Consider the following 19,443-nt stretch of genomic DNA (forward strand, 5'->3'; position numbering starts at 1 on the left):
CTCGGCTGCGACGGGCGGCCGGGATCGGCCCCCCTCGCGGTGCAACACCCCGGTGCGGCGTTTGCTTCCCGGCCACCCCCTGTCAGCCGGTCGTGATTGGATGCCAGGACCAGTCCGAGATCGATGAGTCGCCGAGGTGTTGAGTGGCCGCGCCCAACCTGACCAGAGACCACGCCCAACAGCGGGCAGCGCTGCTGGAGGTCGAGTCCTACGTCATCGAGCTGGACCTGACCGACGGCCTCGGTCAGCCGGGGGAGTCGACGTTCTCCTCGCGCACCACCGTCCGCTTCCGCAGCGAGCGCCAGGGCGCGTCGACGTTCATCGACCTGGTCGCCGCCGCTGTGGAGTCCGCCGAGCTCAACGGCGCCGCGCTGGACGTGTCCGGCTACACCGAGGAGGACGGCGTCGTCCTCGACGGGCTCGCCGAGTCCAACGAGCTGACCGTGCTCGCCCGGTGCCGGTACATGAACACCGGTGAGGGCCTGCACCGCTTCGTCGACCCCGTCGACAAGGGTGTCTACCTCTACAGCCAGTTCGAGACGGCCGACGCCAAGCGCATGTTCGCCTGCTTCGACCAGCCCGACCTCAAGGCGACCTACGAGCTGCGGGTGACCGCGCCGGAGAGCTGGAAGGTCATCTCCAACGGGCCCGCCGCGCGCACCGAGGAGGCCGCCAACGGGGCCGTGGTGCACGTGTTCGCCCCCACCGAGCGCATCTCCACCTACCTGGTGGCGCTGGTGGCGGGCCCGTACGCGCAGTGGCGCGACGAGTTCGCCGACGGCGAGGGGACCATCCCGCTGGGCATCTACTGCCGGGCGTCGCTGGCCGAGCACATGGACGCCGAGCGGCTGTTCACCGAGACCAAGCAGGGTTTCGCGTTCTTCCACGACAGCTTCGGCGTGCGCTACCCGTTCGCCAAGTACGACCAGTGCTTCGTGCCGGAGTTCAACGCGGGCGCGATGGAGAACGCGGGCTGCGTGACGTTCCTGGAGGACTACGTCTTCCGCAGCAGGGTCACCCGCTACGCCTACGAGCGCCGCTGCGAGACGGTGCTGCACGAGATGGCGCACATGTGGTTCGGCGACCTGGTGACCATGCGCTGGTGGGACGACCTGTGGCTCAACGAGTCGTTCGCGACCTGGGCGTCGGTGCTCGCGCAGGCCAACGCCACCGAGTACACCCACGCCTGGACCAGCTTCGCCAACATCGAGAAGTCCTGGGCCTACCGGCAGGACCAGTTGCCCTCGACGCACCCGGTCGCCGCGGACATCCCGGACGTGCAGGCGGTCGAGGTCAACTTCGACGGCATCACCTACGCCAAGGGCGCCAGCGTCCTCAAGCAGCTCGTGGCCTACGTCGGCCTGGAGAACTTCCTGTCCGGGCTCAGGGTGTACTTCGCCAAGCACGCCTGGGGCAACGCGACCCTGTCCGACCTGCTGGGCGCGCTGGAGGAGGCCTCCGGGCGCGACCTGTCGTGGTGGAGCGCGCAGTGGCTGCAGACCACCGGCCTGAACTCGCTGCGCGCGCGGTTCGAAGTGGACGCCGAGGACAAGTTCACCTCGTTCACCGTGCTGCAGGGCGGGGCGAAGCCCGGCGCGGGCGAGCTGCGCACGCACCGGGTCGCCATCGGCGTCTACGACGACGACGGCGCTGAGGGCAGGCTGGTGCGCACCCACCGGGTGGAGGTCGACGTCGACGGCGCCGAGACCGCCGTGCCGAACCTGGTGGGCGTGCCGCGCGGCAAGCTGCTGCTGGTCAACGACGACGACCTGACCTACTGCACCATGCGGCTGGACCCGGTGTCGCTGACCACGCTGATCGACCGGATCGGCGACATCACCGAGCCGCTGCCGCGCACGCTGTGCTGGTCGGCGGCCTGGGAGATGACCCGCGAGGCCGAGCTCAAGGCCCGCGACTTCGTCACCCTGGTCTGCCGGGGCCTGGCCGCCGAGACCGAGGTCGGCGTGGTGCAGCGGCTGCTGATGCAGGCGCAGGTCGCGATCGCCTCCTACGCCGACCCCGGCTACGCGCCGACCGGCTGGGCCGAGTTCACCGACCGGGTCCTGGAGCTGGCGCGGGCCGCCGAGGCGGGCTCGGACCACCAACTGGCCTTCGTCAACTCGCTGGCCGGGGCGGTGCTCGACGACGCCAAGCTGGAGGTGCTGCGCGGCTGGCTCGACGGGTCGGCCCCGCTGGCGGGCCTGGTCGTCGACACCGACCTGCGCTGGCGGCTGCTGCACGCGCTGGTCGCGCACGGCGCGGCCGGGGAGACCGAGATCAGCGCCGAGCTGGAGCGCGACTCCACCTCCGCCGGGCACCGGCAGGCCGAGCGGGCCACCGCGCTGCGCCCGACCGCCGAGGCCAAGTCCGAGGCGTGGCGCCGCGCCACCCGCGACGACGAGATCGCCAACGCCGTCAGCGAGGCGGTCATCGGCGGCTTCTCCCACCCGGCGCAGCGCGAGCTGCTCAAGGGCTACGCGCCGACCTACTTCGCCGACGTGGCCGACGTCTGGGCCCGCCGGTCCAGCGAGCGCGCGCAGTCGGTGGCGCTCGGCCTGTTCCCGGCGTGGGCGGTGGCCCCGGAGACGGTGGCCGCGGCCGACGAGTGGCTGGCCGGTGAGCACCCGCCCGCGCTGCGCAGGCTGGTCAGCGAGGGCCGCGCGGGCATCGTGCGGGCGCTGGCGGCCAGGGAGTTCGACGGGAGCTGATCCCGCGAGGACGAAGAAGGCCCGGACCGTGCGGTCCGGGCCTTCTCGTCGTCGTGGGGTAGTTCAGGCGCGGGTGTCGGTGCCCGCCTGGTCGGCCAGCATGCGCAGGGCGCTGACCAGGCCGCCGGTGAGGTCGCCCTCCTTGAAGGAGGCGACCATGCTCATGACCGCGAGGTTGCAGCCCCGGTCGGGCAGCCTGCGGGCGGCCTCCTCGCCGGTGACGATCTCGACCTTGCGCTGGCCGGGCGACACCGCGATCAGCACCGAGTGGCTGGAGGCGGCGCCGATGCCCGCGTGCAGCTCCTGGGCCCGGTCGCGCGGGTCCTCGCCGAGGTCTCCCAGGTAGACGCTGAACCCGATGCTGGTCGACCGCGAGGCCAGGGTCAGCGCCTCGTCGAGGCGGGCGAGCTGCACCGGCGTGAACGGCAGGCCGGGCTCCGGGGGCGTGTACTCCTTGGCGACCGACAGCCGTCCACTGGCGGTCCTGGCCACCCCGATGCCGTGTTCGAAGTCCTCGACCACGTGGTCGGGCGTGCTGTGCACGAGCTCACCAGTTGCCACGGGCACCTCCCTTGGCGGTGCGCACGGGGGCGCTGTCCGGGTCGACGGGGCGCGCCGCCGGGTGGTCGGCGCCCAGTCCGGCAGGGTTCGCCGTCCACCACACGGGCGGGTGCTCCCACTCCTGCCCGGGGCGGTAGCGCGGCGACCTGGCGAACTTCTCGCGCAGCGTCAGCAGGGCGATCACGCCGTAGATGGCCAGCGGGATCACCGCGAGAACGAGAATGGTCTCGACGATCGTCACGGCCATTACGGTAACGGACGAGGTGGGAGCCGGTGCGGCGAGACCCACCGCACCGCCCCGCGCTGACCGCCGCGCGCACGCCGATCCGGCTGTCGTCGCACCGCGTGACCGTTGGTGCTCTCCTGGTAAGCCTGCTCGGCCGAGTGAACGCCACCGGGGTGGCTCTTTGAGCGTATCGGCAAGGGGCGAACGGCCCCATCTGCCACAACGCGCCCCCATCGGCCGCTGGGACGTCTTGTCGGTGGCTCGTACGGGTCCTAGCTTTTCACCTGTACGGCCCTTGCGAAACCGCCATTCGCCATTCCGAGCCGCGTTCTCAGCCCAGGAGGCCACTCCATGTACACCTTCCCTCCCCTCAGCCCGGTTGTCACTATCACCCGTTCGGGTGACGCGATGCGTTTGAGTGGTCTTCCGCTGGCAGGCCGCGCCTCGGTGCGGCCGACCGGACTGGCACTCGCGGAGCGGGGCGCGGTGGGCACCCGCGTGACGAGCGGCACCCGGGTCACGGCCGGCACCCCGGGGACCCGCGTGACCCTGGGCACAGACGCCACCATGGGCACGCGAGTCACCCGAGGCACCCGGGTCACCAGCGGCACCCGCGTCACCATGAACGCCGACACCATGGGCACCCGCGTCACTCGCGGCACCCGCGTCACCATGGACACCGACACCATGGGCACCCGCGTCACTCGCGGCACGCGGGTCACTCGCGGCACCTGGGTGACCATGGGCGCCGACGCCATGGGCACCCGGGTCACCCGGGGTACGCGCGTCACCTGCGGGACTCGCGTCACGATGGGCACCCGAGTCACCCGAGGCACCCGCGTCACCTCGGGAACCCGAGTCACCATGGGCACGCGGGTCACCGCCCTCGGCTTCCGCCTGACCATGGGCACCCGAGTCACCCGAGGCACCCGCGTCACCTGCGGGACTCGCGTCACGATGGGCACCCGAGTCACCCGAGGCACCCGCGTCACCTCGGGAACCCGAGTCACCATGGGCACGCGGGTCACCGCCCTCGGCTTCCGCCTGACCATGGGCACCCGGGTCACCCGAGGCACCCGCGTCACCATGGGTACGCGAGTCACCATGGGCACTCGGGTCACTCGTGGAACCCGGGTCACCAGCGGCACTCGCGTCACCTGCGGAACCCGTGTCACGCGTGGCACCAGGGTCACCGCGCGCACCCCAGGCACCCGGGTCACCTCCTGCGGGACCCGCGTCACCAGGGGCACCCGCGTCACGCGCGACACCCGGGTGACCGGAGCCGCGCGCGGGACCAGGGTCACCCAGGGCACGCGCGTCACGCTGGTCTGATGGGCACGATCCCGGGGGTGGCAGCATCCCCACCCAGGTCCACCACAGCCGTCCCGATCAGCAGCGGCAACCCGAGTGCGCACCGCTCAGGCCGCCTCACCCAGGTACGGCAGCCACAACGGGTCCGCGTCGACGACGCCCGCGAGCAGCCGCCAGTGCGGGCCGCGCGGGGCCGTGGGCACGACGCGCAGGCGCCAGCCGAGGTCGGTGAGGAGTTTGTCGGCCTTGCGGTGGTTGCACCTGGCGCAGCAGGCGACGCAGTTCTGCCACGTGTGCTGGCCGCCGCGGGAGCGGGGGATCACGTGGTCTATCGTCTCGGCTCGACCACCGCAGTAGGCGCAGCGGTAGCGGTCGCGGTGCATCAGCCCGGCCCTGGTCAGCGGCACCCGGCCCCGGTAGGGGACGCGGACGTAGCTGCTGAGCCGGATGACCGAGGGCACCTGCACGCTCGCTGTCGCCGAGTGCACGACCATCCCGGTCGGGTCACCGTGGACGACCTCGGCCTTGCCGCAGACCACGAGCACGACCGCGCGCCGCAGCGGCAGCGCGGTGAGCGGCTCGAAGGTGGTGTTGAGCAGCAGGACCCGGCGCCTGCCCCAGGTCGGGGGGTGCGTGGGCAGGGGGACGGGCGCGGCGAGAACAGGCGCGCCGCGCGCCAGGGCGAGCTCGCGCTCGGGGTGCCCGCCCGTGGGCAGGCACAGCGTCGGCCGCGGCAGCCCTGGGGGCGCGCCACGGCGGGTCGGTTGTCGTTCTGGCACTCGACCACCTCCACCAGTGCTGTCTAAGTCGACCACACATGGGGCTGTTCGCGCACGTGTGTTCTCCCACGCGTCGCCATCCGCACCCCGTACGGCCCACTTGACCGACTTCGACGCCACCCGCGGTCGTCGCTATCGTCGGCCCCGATGAACGCGACAGCCCTGACCCAGTTCCTGGTCGAGCAACCCAACTGCGCCACCGAGGAAGGCACCTGGTGCGCCCGGCTCTGGCGGCTCACCAGCAACGAGTGGCTGGCCAGCCAAGCGGGCTGGCTCGTGGCCAAACCGCTCAAGATCCTGCTGATCGTCGTGATCGCCCTCGCCATCCGCTTCCTGACCCGCAGGCTCATCGACCGGCTCACCAACGGTGACGGCAAGACCCCCGCGCTGCTCAAGCCGCTCCGGGAGCGCACGCCCGGCCTGGGCAACCTAGTCTCCGAGCGGCGCGCCCAGCGGGCCAAGACGATCGGGTCGGTCCTCAAGTCAGTCGTGACGTTCATGGTCTACGGCCTGGCGTTCGTGCTGGTCCTGGGTGAGCTGGGGGTCAACCTCGGGCCGATCATCGCCTCGGCCGGGGTCGTCGGCGTCGCGCTCGGCTTCGGCGCGCAGAACCTGGTCAAGGACTTCCTGTCCGGGATCTTCATGATGCTCGAGGACCAGTACGGGGTCGGCGACGTCGTCGACGTCGGCGAGGCCAGCGGCACGATCGAGGCGGTCGGCCTGCGGGTGACCACGCTGCGCGACATCAACGGGACCGTCTGGTACGTGCGCAACGGCGAGATCCTGCGCGTGGGCAACTCCAGCCAGGGGTTCGCCGTCGCCCTGGTCGACCTGCCGGTGGGCTACAGCGCCGACGTCGCACAGGTCACCGAGATCCTCAAGCGGGTCGGGCACGAGACCGTCGCCGAGGAGCCGGTGGCCAGCGACGTCATCGCCGAGCCGGAGGTGCTGGGCGTGGAGAAGGTCACGCCGGAGAGCATCACCATCCGGATGACGGTCAAGGTGCGTCCGGGCAGGCAGTGGGCCGTGCAGCGGGCGCTGCGGGCGCGGGCGATGAGCGAGTTGGAGGCCGCGGGCATCGCCCCGCCGATGGGCAGGCTGTTCCCCGCCGCCCCGCCCGCGTGACCGATGGGTGAGTATTGAGCCGTGGGCACACCCGAGACGTTCTACGACGCGGTCGGCGGCGAAGCGACCTTCACCCGGATCGTGGGCCGGTTCTACGAGGAGGTCGCCAAGGACGAGGTCCTGCGGCCGATGTACCCGGAGGAGGACCTCGGCCCGGCCGAGGACCGCCTGCGGCTGTTCCTCATGCAGTACTGGGGCGGTCCGCACACCTACTCCGACCAGCGCGGGCACCCCCGGCTGCGGATGCGGCACAACCCGTTCACCATCGGCCCGATCGAGCGCGACGCCTGGCTGCGCTGCATGCGGATCGCCGTGGACGAGCAGGGTCTGCCGGAGCCGCTGCGGGCCCAGCTCTGGCGGTACCTGGAGATGGCCGCGAACAGCATGATGAACAGCTGGGTCTAGGCCGTGCTGTGAATGCCCGTGTTCGCGGAAAGTGCGCGGCGTCTGCGGAATCCCGGGTGCGGGCGGCCCGGGACTGGCAGGATGGCTCACCGTGGGAACCGCGCACGACGAGCCGTCCGGTGCAGCCGCAGCGCCGCCGTGGTGGCGCGACGCGGTGTTCTACCAGGTCTACGTCCGCTCCTTCGCCGATTCCGACGGCGACGGGGTGGGCGACCTCGAGGGCATCCGGTCCCGGCTGGGCTACCTGGAGCTGCTCGGGGTCGACGCGCTCTGGCTGACCCCGTTCTTCACCTCCCCGATGGCCGACCACGGCTACGACGTGGCCGACCCGCGCGACGTCGACCCGCTGTTCGGCGACCTGGCCGCGTTCGACCGGCTGGTGGCCGAGGCGCACGAGCACGGCATCCGGGTCACCATCGACCTGGTGCCCAACCACACCAGCGACCAGCACCCGTGGTTCGCCGCGGCGCTGCGCGGCGGCCCGGAGCGGGCCCGCTACCACTTCCGCCCCGGCCGCGGCGCAGGCGGTGAGCTGCCGCCGAACAACTGGACCAGCGTGTTCGGCGGCCCGGCGTGGACGCGCTCGCCGGACGGCGAGTGGTACCTGCACCTGTTCGCCCCGCAGCAGCCGGACCTGAACTGGGACAACTCCGACGTGCGCGCCGACCTGGTGCAGACGCTGCGGTTCTGGCTGGACCGGGGTGTGGACGGCTTCCGCATCGATGTCGCGCACGGCATGGCCAAGGCCCCGGGCCTGCCCGACCTGGACCCGGCGGTGGTGCCGGTGCTGACCGGCGCGCACGCCCACCCAGCGGAGGACCCCCGGTTCGACAACGACGACGTGCACGACATCCACCGGATGATCCGGCAGGTGGTCGACCGCTACGCCGACACCGTCACCGTCGGCGAGATCTGGGTGCAGACCGACGAGCGCTTCGCCCGCTACGTGCGCCCGGACGAGCTGCACCTGGGCTTCAACTTCAAGCTCGCGCTGACGGCCTTCGACGCCGACTCGGTGCGCCGCACCATCGAGAATTCCCTGACCGCCGTGGCCGCTTCCGGCGTCCCGCCCACCTGGACGCTGTCCAACCACGACGTGGAGCGGCACGTGACCCGCTACGGCGGCGGGGAGACCGGCACCCGCCGGGCGCGGGCGATGGCGCTGGTCCAACTGGCCCTGCCCGGCGTGGTGTTCCTCTACAACGGCGAGGAGCTGGGCCTGCCCAACGTCGACCTGCCGGACTGGGCGCTGCAGGACCCGATCCACGAGCGCACCGGCGGCCGGGAGCGCGGCCGCGACGGCTGCCGGGTCCCGATGCCCTGGGAGGGCGCGGGCCCCACCTTCGGGTTCTCCACCGGGGACCGGTCGTGGCTGCCGATGCCCGCGGGCTGGGCGTCGTTCACCGTGGAGTCGCAGTTGGAGGACCCGGGTTCAGTGCTGTCGCTGTACCGGCACGCCCTGGAGGTCCGCAAGACGGTCGAGGCCTTCGACGGCGCGGAGCTGGAGTGGTACGGCGCTCCCCCGGGCTGCTTCGCCTTCCGCCGCAAGGGCGGCGGCCTGATCTGCGCCCTGAACACCTCGGACGCCCCGGTACCGCTCCCGCCCGGCGAGGTCCTGCTGGCCAGCGGCCCGGTCACCAGCACCGAACTCCCCCCGGAAACCGCCGTCTGGCTCGTCTGAACCCGCCTTCCGGAACGCGGCCACAGACCTACCAAGATCATCTCGGCCTGGGGACCCCCGATGTCAGCGCTACGCCGGGGGACCGACGGTTTCAGGTGGGCGAGGCGGGGTGTGCACAGGGGCTGGGTTGTCCACAGGTCAGCCGGACTCGCCGGTGAAGGTGGTGGCGATCGCGAGGAGGAACAGGGCCGGGCCCGCGACGTTGGCGGTCTGGGCGGCGACCTCGCGGGCGCGCTGGAAGCGGGCCGGTTCGGGGTCGGGGACCGCGGGGCCGGGGTCGCCGGGTGGGCGGTCGCGGCGCCAGGCGAGGTCGGCTGGGGTGGTGGGGGCGGTCTCGCGCAGGAAGTCGGCCGTGGGGTCCTGTCCTGGGCTGGTCATACCTGTCTGACGGTTGGGGAGGCGGGATGATTCCCGATCCGTCACACGAGCAAAGGCAGCAGGGCGTGGCGGCGGCGGACCACGGCGCCGTAGCGGGCGTCGAGGCGCATCCAGGAGTCGGTGGCGGTGACCTTGATCGTCTCGTCCTCGTCGTCGGCCAGGAAGCCCATGCCGGACAGGGCGAACAGGCAGCGCAGCGGGACCTTGACGGTCATGCCCTCACCGGTCACGGTGAGCACGGTCTGGTCCAGCAGGGACGCGGGCGGGTTGCCGGTGGGGCCGACGTTGTCCTTGGCCAGGGCGATGCCCTTGTCGGCGAGGTCGGAGACCATCTTGGCGGGGAGCTGGTCGACCCGCTGCCAGTGCTTGGTGGGGGGCAGCGCCGAGAGCCACAGCATGTCCTGCGGGTGGCCGGGGTCGAGCCGGTCGCCGCGGACCACGGCCAGCGCCGCCAGCAGCTCGTTGCCCGACACGGTCAGGTCACCCGGGGTCAGGTCGGCGCGCGCGGTGCGGGTGGCGAGCACGTCGAACGGGGTGGACACCCACGCGTCGACCAGGCCGCCCTCGCGGGCGCGCAGCCGCACGACGGCCTGCTGGTCGAGCCGCACCGCCCGGGCGACGAACGCCCCGAGGTCGTTGCGCTCCCCGGGCTCGGCGAAAACCAGCTCAGGCACTCCTGCTCCCCACGCCGCCGTGCCAGGTGGCCAGGAAGTCCCGCTCCACCTCGGTGATCCGCCTCGGGTGCTGCGTGCTGAAGTCGTAGGGGACCATCGTCGTCGACGCGATCACCGCCACCGGGTCGGACTCGGCCTGCCCGGTGCGGATCTTGTAGTCGAGCACGAAGTACGCCGCGCGGATCTCCCGCACGGTGATCTCCACCCGCAGTGCCGCGCCGTGCGCGAACAGCGGCAGCTTGTAGTCCACCGACAGCTTCGCCACGATCAGGCCCTTGGCCAGGTCCTCGGTGCCGTGCAGCGCCGCCTCGGCGAACAGCATCTCGACCCGCGCCTCCTCGAGCAGCGTGACCGTCCTGGCGTGGTTGACGTGCCCGTAGAGGTCCATGTCCGACCACCTCGGCCGCACCTGCGCGACGAACACACCCACCGCACCCCTCCCATCACCAGTACCGGGGAACCCTATCGCTGCCCGGCGCGGGCGCCGGGGCCGGGAGCTACCGGACCATGCCCCGCAACTGGCGGGTGGCGACGGACAGGACGGCGAGGTCGAGCTTGCCGGAGGCGTGGATCTCCTCCAGCGCCTGCCTGGCGCGGGTGAGGCGGGAGGAGTTGCCCTTCTCCCACGCGGCGATCTTGGCGTCGGCGTCCTCGCCGGGTTCGGACTGGCGGAGCACGTCGAGGGTGATGTCGCGCAGCGAGCCGTAGATGTCGTCGCGCAACGCCAAGCGGGCCAGGGCGTGCCAGCGGTTGCCGCGCTCCAGTGCGCTGATCGAGGTCAGCAGGGTGTCGACGCCCAGGTGGTCGGACAGCGCGTAGTACAGCGCGGCGGTCTCCGGGGCGCGCGTGCTCGGGTCGACCCCGCCGTCGCGCTCGCCCAGCTCGGCGACCTCGGTGATGTCGAGCAGGCCGTAGGCGTCGAGCAGCGTGGAGATCCGGCTGGCCAGGTCCTCCGGCACACCGGCGGCGACCATGTTCGCCGCGTCCGCGGCGGACTCGACCCTGGCCGAGCCGCGCAGCAGGTCCGGGACCAGGTCGGTCAGCTCGCGCACCGAGTCCTGGAAGCGGGTGATCTCCGCGCCGACGGCCAGCGGCTGCGGCCGGTTGGACAGCAGCCAGCGGGCGGCCCGGTCCAGCAGCCGCCTGCTCTCGAGCACCATCGAGTCGGCGACCTCGGTGGGCACGGCGTTGTCCAGCGCGTCGATGCCGCGCCAGATCGCGGGCAGGTCGAAGATCCGGGTCACCGCCGCGAACGCGCGGACCGCGTCGGTCGCCGAGGCGTTGAGCTCCTCGGCCAGCCGGAACGCGTAGGTGATGCCCGCGCCGTCGACGACCTCGTTCACCAGCAGGGTCGTGGTGATCTGCCGGTGCAGGGCGTGCGCGGTGATGGCCTGCCCGTACCGCTCGCGCAGCCGGACCGGGAAGTAGTCGGGCAGCCTGCGGGCGAACACGTCCTGGTCGGGCAGCTCGGAGGCGAGCACCTGCTCCTTGAGCGAGAGCTTGACGTGGGCGAGCAGGGTGGCCAGCTCCGGCGAGGTCAGGCCCTCCCCGGCCTTGTCCATCGCCCGGAACCGCTCCCGGGTGGGCAGTGCCTCGAGCTTGCGGTCCAGGCCGGCGTCGCGCTCCAGGGCGTCGACGAGGCGGGCGTGCACGGGAAGCATGGCGGCGGCGTGCGCGCGGCTGACGCCGAGGACGGCGTTCTGCCGGTAGTTGTCGGCCAGGACCAGCTCGCCGACCTCGTCGGTCATCGCCGCGAGCAGCTCGTCGCGCTGCTCGCGGCCCAGCGCGCCGTCGCGCACCAGGTGGTCGAGCATGATCTTGATGTTGACCTCGTGGTCGGAGCAGTCCACGCCCGCGGAGTTGTCCAGCGCGTCGGTGTTGACCTTGCCGCCGCGGCGGGCGAACTCGATCCGGCCGAGTTGGGTCAGGCCCAGGTTGCCGCCCTCGCCGATCACCCGCACGCGCAGCGCGGAGCCGTCGACGCGCAGCGCGTCGTTGGCCTTGTCGCCGACGTCGGCGTGCGACTCGGTGCTGGCCTTGACGTAAGTGCCGATACCGCCGTTCCACAGCAGGTCGACCGGGGCGAGCAGGATCGCCTTCATCAGCTCCTGCGGGGACAGCTTCCCGGTGTCCGCGGGCAGGCCCAGCGCCTGCGCGACCTGGGTGCTGACCGGGATCGACTTGAGCGTCCGGGGCCAGACGCCGCCGCCCTCGCTGATCAGCGACCGGTCGTAGTCGTCCCAGGAGGAGCGCGGCAGCTCGAACAGCCGCTTGCGCTCGGCGAACGCCTCGACCGTGGTGGGCCGCGGGTCGAGGAAGATGTGCCGGTGGTCGAAGGCGGCCACCAGGGCGATGTGCCCGGAGAGCAGCATCCCGTTGCCGAACACGTCGCCGGACATGTCGCCGACGCCGACCACGGTGAACCGCTCGGCCTGGGTGTCGAGGTCCAGCTCGCGGAAGTTGCGCTTGACCGACTCCCACGCGCCCCTGGCGGTGATGCCCATGGCCTTGTGGTCGTAGCCGACGGACCCGCCGGAGGCGAACGCGTCGCCCAGCCAGAAGCCGTAGTCGGCGGCGACCTCGTTGGCGATGTCGGAGAAGGTGGCGGTGCCCTTGTCGGCGGCCACGACCAGGTAGGTGTCGTCGGGGTCGTGGCGGACCACGCCGGGGGCCGGGATGGTCTCGCCCTGGCGCAGGTTGTCGGTCAGGTCGAGCAGGCCGGAGATGAACATGCGGTAGCAGGCGATGCCCTCGGCCAGCGCCGCCTCGCGGTCCAAGCCGGGGTCGCCGACGGGGGCGGGCGGGCGCTTGACGACGAACCCGCCCTTGGCGCCGACGGGCACGATCACCGCGTTCTTCACCGCCTGCGCCTTGACCAGGCCCAGCACCTCGGTGCGGAAGTCCTCGCGGCGGTCGGACCAGCGCAGGCCGCCGCGCGCGACCTCACCGAAGCGCAGGTGCACGCCCTCGACCCGGGGCGAGCAGACGAAGATCTCGAACCGCGGCCGGGGCTGCGGCAGCTCCGGGATGGCCCTGGGCTCCAGCTTGACCGCCAGGTACGGGCGCGGTCCGCCGTCGGCGTCGCGGACGAAGTAGTTGGTGCGCAGGGTGGCCTGGATGACGGTGAGCAGGCTGCGCAGGATGCGGTCGGCGTCGAGGCTGGTGACCTCGTCGATCAGCTCGGTGATCTCGGCGGCCTGCGCGCTCGTCTGCCCGACGCGGGTCTCGGCGGACAGGGCCGGGTCGAAGCTGGTCTCGAACAGCCGCACCAGCGCGGAGGCCACGGGGTGGTGGGCGAGGACGGCGTCCTCGATGTACTCCTGGGAGTACGGGATGCCCGCTTGGCGCAGGTAGCGGGAGTAGGCGCGCAGCACGGCGGCCTGCCGCCAGGTCAGCCCGGCGGTGAGGACGAGGGCGTTGAACCGGTCGGCCTCGGCGTCGCCGCGCCAGACCGCCGCGAACGCCTCCTGGAAGTCCTGGCGCAGCGAGTCCATCTTGTCCGCGCCGCGGGCCTCGAGCACGGCCGGGTCGATGCGCAGGCCGAAGTCGTAGATCCACCAGCGGCCGTGGTCCTCGGCGCGCAGCTCGTAGGGCCGCTCGTCGACGACGGTGACGCCCATGCGCTGCAGCATGGGCAGCACGTGCGACAGGGTGACCCCGCCGCCGGACAGGTAGAGCTTGAACCGCCGCTCCCCCGGCTCGGCGTTCTCCGGGACGTAGAACGACATCCGCAGGTCCGATTCGGACCGCAGCTCCTGCAGCGCGCGCAGGTCGGCCAGCGCCACGTCGGCGGTGAAGTCCTCCTTGTACGCCTCGGGGAACACCCCCGCGAAGCGCTGCCCCTGCCCGGCCGCGGACTCCGAGCCCGCCGCGGACCCGTTGTCGGCGCGGCTGCGCCGCTCGGCGATCAGCGCCTCGACCATCCGGTCGTCCCAGCCGCGGGTGGCCTCGGTCAGCCGCTCCTGCAGCCGGGTCACGTCCGGCTCGACGGTGGCACCGAGTTCGGTGTGGACGATGAAGTACACCTGCGCGAGCGGGCCCTCGCCGACCCGGGTGCTGAAGTCGACCTTGACCCCGCCCAGCTCCGCGGCGAGCACGCCCTGCATGGCGATGCGGGAGGTCGTGTTGTAGCGGTCGCGGGGCAGGAAGACCAGGCAGGAGTAGAAGCGCCCGTAGTCGTCGCGGCGCAGGAACAGCCGCAGCCTGCGCCGGTCGGCGAGGGCGATGACGCCCGTCGTCGTGGCGTAGAGCGACTCGGCGGAGGTGGAGAACAGCTCGGCGCGCGGCCAGTTCTGGATGACCTCGAGCATGCGCTGGCCGGAGTAGGACTGCATGGGGAACCCGGCCCGGTGGATGACCTGGCGCACCCGCCGCTGCACGACCGGGATGTCCAGGACGTCCTCGTGCAGGGCGGTCGTGGTGAACACGCCGAGGAACCGGTGCTCGCCGGTGACCGCGCCGTCGGCGTCGAAGGTCTTCACGCCGACGTGGTACGGGTAGGCGGCACGGTGCACTGTGGACGGTGCGCTGGCCTCGGTGAGCACCAGCAGGTTCGGCGCGAGCGCGTGCGCGACGGCGTCGGGGCCCGCGGTCAGGCCGCGCGCGGCCAGGCTGTCCTTGCGCAGCACGCCGAGGCCGCTGGCGAGCACGGCGCGCAGGGCGGGCTCGGTGCCCGGCTCGGCGCCGGGCTCGGGGCGGACCAGCTCGTTGTTGCGGTAGCCGAGGAAGGTGAAGTGGTCGTCGGCCAGCCAGCGCAGCAGCGCCGCGCCGTCGAGGACCTGCTCGGGGTCGACCCCGACGGGCGGGTCGGCCTCGAGCTGGTCGGCCAGCGACCGCGCGGTCGCGGCCATCTTCGCGGAGTCCTCGACGACCTCGCGCACGTCGTTGAGAACCGACAGCAGGCCGTTCTCCACCTCGCGCGCCCTGGCGCCGTCGGTGATGAGGTCGACCAGCTCGATCAGCATCCAGCTCTCGGGGAACGCGTCGTCCGGGGGCTCGATCGGGTCGGCGGTGGGCAGGACCTCGAGCAGGCCGCCGGTGACGTCGCGGCGGACGACGACGATCGGGTGCACCACGCGCTGGACCTGGGCCCCGCCGCGGCCGAGCTCGGCGGCGATGGACTCGACCAGGTAGGGCATGTCGTCGATGACCAGTTGCACGACCGTGCCGGTGGAGTTCCACCCGTCCACGGCGGTGGTCGGGTTGAGCAGGCGCACCGACGGCCGCCCCTGGGCCCGGTGCTCCGCGAGCCCGGCGTGCGCGCGGACCGCCCCCACCAGGTCGACCGGGTCGGCGCCGACGACGTCCTCGGGCGGGATGTAGCGGTAGTAGAGGCGGATGAGGTCGGCGATGTCGGGCGCCTGGGCGGCGGCCAATTCGATGAGCTCGTCCCTGCTCTGCTCCGGGCTGGCGCTGACCGGCCGCCCCGCCTCGCCCACGCCGTCGGCGTTGACGGTGGTGTCGCGGGACGCGGGTCCAGTCGAGGTCATGGTGTTATCGGCTCCACTGTCGGTGCGGCACCACTCTGTGCCGCACGAGGTCGCGCGGGTGCACGGCGATCCTACGCCGCGTTCCGCCGGTGATTCTTCTGGTTCACGGGATGGAAAGGCAGCATTAGGTCGTGAAACACCCGGTTGACAGGTGATCCGGCAAACCGGCCGCGGTCCGTCGCGCACATCCAGGTCACAGCCACTGCTCGGTCATCCGCTGTCGAAGTCCACGGGCGCCCACTCCGATGATCGGTGTCGACCCCGGATACCACGCGACGGGGTCGGCAAACCCGAGCGGCCCAGCGCGGGCCCGTCCGCCCCGGCGGCGTGCGCCGACCCGCCGCCCCCGGCGCGGCGCCTGCGGCCCCCGGTCCCGGCGATGTCGTCGGCGGTCCGGGCGTCGCCCGCCCAGTCCCCCGTGCCGGGCTCACCGTGGGCCGGGGCCGCGGGGTCGACCTTGGTGGCCTCGTAGGCCTCCATCGCCTCCGCGAGCAGGTCGGCCAGCCCGCTCGACGCGGTCCGCTCCCGGCGCCCCTCCCGGCCCCGCCTCGGCGACAGGTCCGGCGGCCGCACCTGTGGCGCGACCTCGTCGGTGCCGGGCCGGGTCAGGCCGCGCAGCCGCGCGGAGAAGTCCACGGACCGCCGGTCGACCAGCGACGCCACGTTGTCGGGGATCGACGACGCGGTGGTGGGTGGGTCCGCTGGGGTGTTCGGGCCCTCGGGGTCCACCGGCTCGTCGCTGCCCGGCGGCGGGGGGACCTCGGGGGGCGCGGGCTGGTCGGGTCCGGCTGGCGGGATGTCGTCCGGTTCGGGGACCACGGGCACGGACGCGGCGGGCAGCGGTGCGTCGGTCTCGGTGGGCGACAACGCCTCGGAGACGGACAACGGCGCGAACACCTCGGACACGGCCAGCGTCGGCACGGCAGGCTCAGGCGGCGCGGTGGGAGCCGCCGCGTCGGGCTGGGTGGGGGTGTTCAGCGCGGGCGCGACCAACTCCGCGCCCAAACCGGTCCCCGCGTTGTCCGGGTCCGCGGTCTTCTCGGCACGGCGGCGGCCACCGCCCTCGGCGGTGAGGCCGAAGCGGTCCAGGACCGCCTGCGCGGAGCCCGGCACGTCATCGCCTTCCGGCGTTCCGGGGGCGGGTCCGCTGCCCCCGGCGGCGGGCTCCTGCTCCGGCGCGGGGACCGGCGGGGTCTCGGGCCCGTCGTCGAAGTTCAGGCCGAAGCGGCTGAGCACGGCCTTGGCCGCGGTGACCTCGGCGGCCTTGGCCCGTGCGACGGCGTCCTGGTCGGTCGCCGACGGCTCCGGGGTCGGCAGCTCGGCGGCCTTGGTCCGCGCGCGGGCCTCGTGGTCGATCGCCGACCGTTCGAGGGCCGGGGGCTCGGCGGCGTCCACCCTGCGCAGCACGGTGTGGACGTCGATCGGTCCGGTCGGCACCTGCGCGGCGCGCGGCCCGACGAGGCCGTCCTGCCCGCGCCGCCGGACACCGGTGGTGTCGGCGCGCTTGGCCGCTCCGTCGTTCTTGCCGGTGACCTGCTGGACCCGGCGCCGCAGCTCGGCGGTGTCGAAGCGGCGCAGCACCGAGTGCGCGTCCACCGACTCCGACGCCGCGGCGGACCGGCGGCGCAACCGGTCGGTGTCGCTGGTCGACGGGTCGGACCGCCGCCCACCCGGTTCCGGCCGGTGGCCAGTGGGCTGACCGGTGGTGTCGGCACGCCTGCCGCCGGTCTCCGGTCTGCGCCGCAGACCGCCGGTGTCGGCTCGGGTCCCGTGGCGGGGATCGACGTCGAACCGGCGCAGGATCGCCTTGGCGTCGGTGGTGTCGGCCCCGCCGCCGTGGCGGGCCCGGCCCGTGTCCTGCTCCGCCGCCACGACCGGCTCTTCGTCCTGGTGCCCGCTCAGCTCGGTCGGGTCCTCCCCGCCGAAGGGCAGGTCCTCGGCCCGGCGCCGCCCGCCACCCGCGGGTCTCGCCGTGACCCCGGACCGCGACAGCACCTCCGCGACATCCGACCCGACCCCGGTGTCGGCGGCAGGCGCACTGCCCGGGGCGGTCAACTCGGTGGGCGTGGGCCGCCGGATCTCCTGGCTGGCCCGCCGCGACGCCCGCCGCCCCAGCGTCCCCGGCGGCGGGATCCGGTGTGCCGACTCGGGGCCCGCGACCGGTGGCGCGGCCTCGGGCGCAGCGTCGACCGGCCGTGCGGCGTCGGTGTCGGGCTTGGTCCGCCGGACCGCGTCAGCCCGGCGGGGAGCCGCCGTCAGCGGCATCTCCACCAGCGCGGTCAACGCGTCCCGCGCCTCGATGAGCAGGGCGTCAACGCCCTCGCTCGGTCCGGCCGTGGTCCCCGGCTTGGTGGCGACCCCGGTGCTGATGTCGACGCGCCGGGCCGGGTCCGGCAGCCAGTCGCCGTCGCCCGCCGAGCGGATGGACGACGCCAGCCGCTCGGCGTCCTCCTGCGAGGTGTTGGGCAGCAGCACGGCGAACTCGCCCTGGTCCGACCGGATCAACTCCGCGTCGTCGGGCGCCAGCCCCCGCACATGGGTCGCCAACGCGTTCAGCAGGGCGTCGGCCCCCAGCGGCAACGAGTCGCCCACCGGGTCCGCCGGGTCGACCACCCCGCGCGGAGTGACCCGCACCAGCGCGACGGCGTAGTCCGACTCCGGCTCGCCCGAGCCAGCCGGATCGTGGGCGGCGTCGACCGTGGTGCTCTGGTCGGCTCCCCCCCGCTCGGGCCCGACCTGGCCGAGCTCGGGCTCGTCCGCGTCCAGCGGCCCCGCGGCGGCTGCCTGGACCTGGACGGCGACGGCCGGGTCCACCCCCGCCTGCCCCGTGCCGGTCGCGCTCCGGTCCCGCTTGGCCTGGCCCGCGGCTGGCCCGCGCCTGGTCCGGTCCGGGGCGGTCCGCTGGTGGCCTGCCTGGTCCGGCCCGGCCACCGCCGACCGCAACAGCTCGGCCGCCCGCGCCGGGTCGGTGACCGCGCCACCCAACTCGGCGACCAGCAGCTCACGCGCTCGCTCGGCGGCGGCGAGCCGCCGGTACTCGGCGGCCCGCGCCGAGCGCAGCGCGTGCAGGGCGGCCGCGGGGTTCTCGGCCTCTTCCTCGGCGTGCGCGAGGAGCGTCCACGCGTCGCAGAGAAGGCTGTCGAGCTGGTGGCGCTCGGCTGTGCGCACCACGTCGACCAGCATGAACCGGCCGGACCCCGCGCGACCGGAGGGCAGCAGGACCCGGGTGGCGACGAGCAGCCGCAGCCTGCCCAGCGACAGCGCGGCCGCGGCCCGCACCGGCTCGGCCAGCAGCGGGCTCGCGACCACCGCGGCCTCGTCCGGGGTGCCCTGGTCGAGCAGCGCCGAGACCAGTTCCAGGGTCAGCCGGGCGTGGGCCCGCCCGCCCTCGACCCGCCTGTCCCCCAGCCTGCTCAGCAGACCGAGGCCCCCGCGCGCGGATTCCTCCGCGGTCTCGGGGTCGCCGTGGCGGCGGTGGTACGCGGCGGCGGTCGCGGCGAGCAGGGCCCGTTCGAGCTTGCGCCCGTCCTGGCTCAGCTCCGCGTCCGCGGCCAGTAACCGGTCGGCCTCGGCGAGCGCGTCCTCGAGGTCGTCGCGGCCGCCGACGTGGGTCGTGCAGGAGGCCAGTTGCCCGAGCGCGAGCGCCCGGGTGGCCTGCCGCGCGCCCCCCTCCTCCAGCACCGGCCGCAACAGCTCGGCGCCGATCAGCGGCTGTCCGAGCGCGCGGGCGGCCCCGGCGAGCGCGGTGCGCAGGGCCGCGGCCCGTTCCACAGCGCCCGCGGCGGTGGCCTCGCGGAGCGCGGCCAGCCCCGGCTCGACCGCCTCGGCGGCCCGGCCGAGCCGGACCAGCGAGCTGCCGAGCAGCGCGTTCGCCCTGGACGTGGTCGGCGGGTCGGCCTGACCCGCCAACGAGCGCGCGGCGAACTGGACCGCCAGTTCCGGCGCGCTCCACCGCAGCGCCTCGGCCACGTCCACGAGTGCCGCGCACTCGTCCGCGCCGACCGCCCCGGTTCCGGTGTCCCAGGCCGCCACGTCGCCCCGATCCCCTGCCTCGTCGCTAGGTCGTGTTCTGGAAGTCTCGCTCGATGAGAGTCGTGCTCGGCGTG

13 protein-coding genes are annotated in these 19,443 nt (G+C 73.4%); 5 read left to right on the forward strand and 8 right to left on the reverse strand.

The window, feature by feature from the left end; genetic code table 11:
* Positions 1–143: 143 nt before the first annotated feature.
* Positions 144–2,708, forward strand: coding sequence for an aminopeptidase N (gene pepN / locus GCL84_RS23940; protein WP_156757795.1), 2,565 nt, complete (start codon positions 144–146; stop codon positions 2,706–2,708).
* A gap of 63 nt (positions 2,709–2,771) precedes the next feature.
* Here the strand turns inward: pepN and GCL84_RS23945 are convergent, their stop codons facing one another.
* Both GCL84_RS23945 and ctaJ read right to left on the reverse strand, forming a co-directional pair.
* Complete coding sequence (locus GCL84_RS23945) at positions 2,772–3,269, reverse strand: DUF5130 family protein (protein ID WP_156757796.1); 498 nt, start codon at positions 3,267–3,269, stop codon at positions 2,772–2,774.
* Positions 3,256–3,510, reverse strand: coding sequence for an aa3-type cytochrome oxidase subunit CtaJ (gene ctaJ, locus GCL84_RS23950; protein ID WP_156757797.1), 255 nt, complete (start codon positions 3,508–3,510; stop codon positions 3,256–3,258). The genes GCL84_RS23945 and ctaJ overlap by 14 nt, the downstream gene beginning before the upstream one ends.
* Positions 3,511–4,038: 528 nt before the next feature.
* Between ctaJ and GCL84_RS23955 the strand changes: the two genes are divergently transcribed.
* The gene (locus GCL84_RS23955) at positions 4,039–4,827 is read left to right on the forward strand and encodes a hypothetical protein (protein ID WP_235926653.1); all 789 of its coding nucleotides are present in this window, start codon (positions 4,039–4,041) and stop codon (positions 4,825–4,827) included.
* Positions 4,828–4,913: 86 nt separating this feature from the next.
* Here the strand turns inward: GCL84_RS23955 and GCL84_RS23960 are convergent, their stop codons facing one another.
* Positions 4,914–5,585, reverse strand: a complete 672-nt coding sequence (locus GCL84_RS23960; RefSeq protein ID WP_407924427.1) for an HNH endonuclease — start codon at positions 5,583–5,585, stop codon at positions 4,914–4,916.
* Positions 5,586–5,732: 147 nt separating this feature from the next.
* Here GCL84_RS23960 and GCL84_RS23965 point away from each other — a divergent pair, with 147 nt between their 5' ends.
* From GCL84_RS23965 to GCL84_RS23975, 3 genes are all read left to right on the forward strand, one after another.
* Positions 5,733–6,710 (forward strand): mechanosensitive ion channel family protein, encoded by a 978-nt coding sequence (locus tag GCL84_RS23965; protein WP_197523481.1) that lies wholly within the window; start codon positions 5,733–5,735, stop codon positions 6,708–6,710.
* Between the two features lie 21 nt (positions 6,711–6,731).
* Entirely contained in the window at positions 6,732–7,115 is a 384-nt protein-coding gene (locus GCL84_RS23970; RefSeq protein ID WP_156757798.1) for a globin, read from the forward strand.
* 91 nt (positions 7,116–7,206) lie between these two features.
* Entirely contained in the window at positions 7,207–8,796 is a 1,590-nt protein-coding gene (locus tag GCL84_RS23975) for a glycoside hydrolase family 13 protein (RefSeq protein WP_156757799.1), read from the forward strand.
* 138 nt (positions 8,797–8,934) lie between these two features.
* On the opposite strand, the gene GCL84_RS23980 is transcribed toward GCL84_RS23975, so the two are convergent.
* From GCL84_RS23980 to GCL84_RS24000, 5 genes are all read right to left on the reverse strand, one after another.
* The gene (locus tag GCL84_RS23980) at positions 8,935–9,174 is read right to left on the reverse strand and encodes a hypothetical protein (protein ID WP_156757800.1); all 240 of its coding nucleotides are present in this window, start codon (positions 9,172–9,174) and stop codon (positions 8,935–8,937) included.
* Between the two features lie 41 nt (positions 9,175–9,215).
* Complete coding sequence (locus tag GCL84_RS23985; RefSeq protein ID WP_156757801.1) at positions 9,216–9,848, reverse strand: hypothetical protein; 633 nt, start codon at positions 9,846–9,848, stop codon at positions 9,216–9,218.
* The gene (locus tag GCL84_RS23990; RefSeq protein WP_156757802.1) at positions 9,841–10,278 is read right to left on the reverse strand and encodes an acyl-CoA thioesterase; all 438 of its coding nucleotides are present in this window, start codon (positions 10,276–10,278) and stop codon (positions 9,841–9,843) included. Before GCL84_RS23990 ends, GCL84_RS23985 begins: the two co-directional genes overlap by 8 nt.
* Positions 10,279–10,345: 67 nt before the next feature.
* Positions 10,346–15,337, reverse strand: coding sequence for an NAD-glutamate dehydrogenase (locus GCL84_RS23995; RefSeq protein ID WP_156757803.1), 4,992 nt, complete (start codon positions 15,335–15,337; stop codon positions 10,346–10,348).
* Between the two features lie 210 nt (positions 15,338–15,547).
* Positions 15,548–19,369, reverse strand: coding sequence for a hypothetical protein (locus tag GCL84_RS24000; protein ID WP_156757804.1), 3,822 nt, complete (start codon positions 19,367–19,369; stop codon positions 15,548–15,550).
* Positions 19,370–19,443 lie beyond the last annotated feature (74 nt).

The sequence above is a fragment of the Actinokineospora pegani genome (assembly GCF_009745975.1).
Classification (GTDB): Bacteria; Actinomycetota; Actinomycetes; order Mycobacteriales; family Pseudonocardiaceae; genus Actinokineospora; species Actinokineospora pegani.

Excerpts from the sequence above, each read along its gene's own strand:
- GCL84_RS23965 (WP_197523481.1), top strand. The coding sequence starts at position 5,733 with ATGAACGCGACAGCCCTGACCCAGTTCCTGGTCGAGCAACCCAACTGC.
- GCL84_RS23980 (WP_156757800.1), bottom strand. The coding sequence starts at position 9,174 with ATGACCAGCCCAGGACAGGACCCCACGGCCGACTTCCTGCGCGAGACC.
- GCL84_RS23995 (WP_156757803.1), bottom strand. The coding sequence starts at position 15,337 with ATGACCTCGACTGGACCCGCGTCCCGCGACACCACCGTCAACGCCGAC.